The following is a 1,643-nucleotide window of genomic DNA, read 5'->3' as shown; positions in this document are numbered from 1 at the left end:
GCACCGCGCGGATGCTGGTCACCCGCAGCGACACGCTGGTCTCGACCATGATCGGCGCGCGCCTGTTGCAGGCCCATGCCCGGTTGCTGGCCGCGATGCTGGAAGAAATGCCGGTGGATGTGGCCTTGCCGGCGCAATGCGCAGCGGCATTCGCCCCGCTGTCGGCTGCGGAGATGAGCGGTTGCAATGCCTTGCGTGGGGAATTTGAAATGGCCGATTCATTGCTGGCGCTGGAGGCCAGGCGGATCGGACGGTACCCGGGCGGCTCGTGGGTCTTCAATGCGCCGCGGACGCGCGCCCTGCAGGCGGTCAACCTCGGTCAGAGCTGCCTGCCGGCGGCGCAGGCGCGGATCGCACAGGACTTGCCCTTCCAGGCCAGTCAGGCGCAGGCGTCCGTCTGGCGTCTGGAGTGCGCGACCAATGCAATCGGCTGCATCCTGGGCAGTGTGGCGGCTCCCGCCTATGAGCAGTACCCGCGCCAGTTGCAGGATGTCGGTGCCGAGCTGGGCCTGCTCAACGCGCTGCTATGGCTGCGTGGACAACCGTTGCAGGGTTCTCTGGCGACACGCCTTCAGGCCATGCCCTCCGGCTACGCCAGTGCGCAGCGGCCGGTCCTGCTGGCGGCTGATGGACGGGGGCTGGAAACGGTGCTTTATGCCCCGCGTGGCGGGGAAAACCGGGTGCGTCTGCCACTGCCAGCGGCATTGTGGGAGCCGGCGCCCTGACGCTCGCGGACCGGATGAAAACGCCGGCCGGTACCGCGCCGGCTTGAACTCAGCGCGCGCGGGGCTTCAGCCGCACGTAGACCTGCTTGCGGACGCGTGCGACGAGCTCGCCGCGCTCATCCCGGATCTCGTTCTCGAACCAGCGCAGGTGCTTGCCGCCCTCGGCGGTGGCCACTTTGATCTCCTCCACCAGCCCATCGTCGAGATGGAATTCGGTGGCCACCACGCCACGGCCGGGCCTGATGAACTCCACCTCGCCGGCTTTGTCCCAGACAACATAGTCCCGCCCAAGTTTCTGCAGCAGGCACAGCATCCAGAACGGGTCGGTCATCGCGAACAGCTGCCGCCGAAATGGGTGCGCACGTAATTCATGTTCCACAGCCGTTGCCGCAGCTCGACCCGCACGCGGCGGTAATCGTCATCGATGGCGGTGACGTGGATGCCGGAAAACAGGAACGGCGGCCACAGGTTGATGCCGTGGCGGAACAGGCTGGCTTTCATCGGACGGACAAGCGGCGCGGGGGAGTGACAGTCTAACATTCGCGACCGTATGGATAAGGCCGGGGTGGGCCGTGGCCCCGGCCGGGTGTTTCAGCAACGGGCTGCCATCAGAACAGCAGCGAGGCCATCCGCCGGCGGTAACGGCCGACCAGGTCCTCATCCTCGATGACGCGGAAGGCGTCGATCAGCGCCTTCTTGGGCAGGTTCTCGTGGAAGGCGCGGTCGATGCGCAGCATCTCGATGAACTGTTCCAGCGCCGCTTCATCCTCGCCGCCGAGCAGGTGGTGGATGCCCAGCAGGTGGCGGGCTTCCAGGTCATTGCCGTCGGCCTGCACGCGAGCCGCCAGCACGTCGGCGGCCGGTGCACCCTGCAGCGCGAGGCCGAAATCCAGGCGGGCACGGGCACGCACGGCGCGG

General features: G+C 67.5%; 1 protein-coding gene and 2 pseudogenes. 1 reads left to right on the top strand and 2 read right to left on the bottom strand.

Going from position 1 to position 1,643, the window contains the following annotated elements; translation table 11 throughout:
- Window positions 1-725 (top strand): annotated as a pseudogene (locus JCM9942_RS15400) (hypothetical protein); the annotation flags it as partial.
- 49 nt (window positions 726-774) lie between these two features.
- Here JCM9942_RS15400 and JCM9942_RS15395 read toward each other — a convergent pair.
- Window positions 775-1,226, bottom strand: a pseudogene (locus JCM9942_RS15395) (DUF4442 domain-containing protein).
- A 107-nt stretch (window positions 1,227-1,333) separates the two neighbouring features.
- Window positions 1,334-1,643 (bottom strand): tetratricopeptide repeat protein (locus JCM9942_RS15390; RefSeq protein ID WP_157722976.1); only part of this gene is annotated, 310 nt, incomplete at its 5' end.

This window comes from Stenotrophomonas pictorum JCM 9942 (assembly GCF_001310775.1).
GTDB lineage: Bacteria > Pseudomonadota > Gammaproteobacteria > Xanthomonadales > Xanthomonadaceae > Stenotrophomonas > Stenotrophomonas pictorum.
Note: the sequence above shows the minus strand (reverse complement) of the source record. Positions and strands in the feature narration are given on the sequence as shown.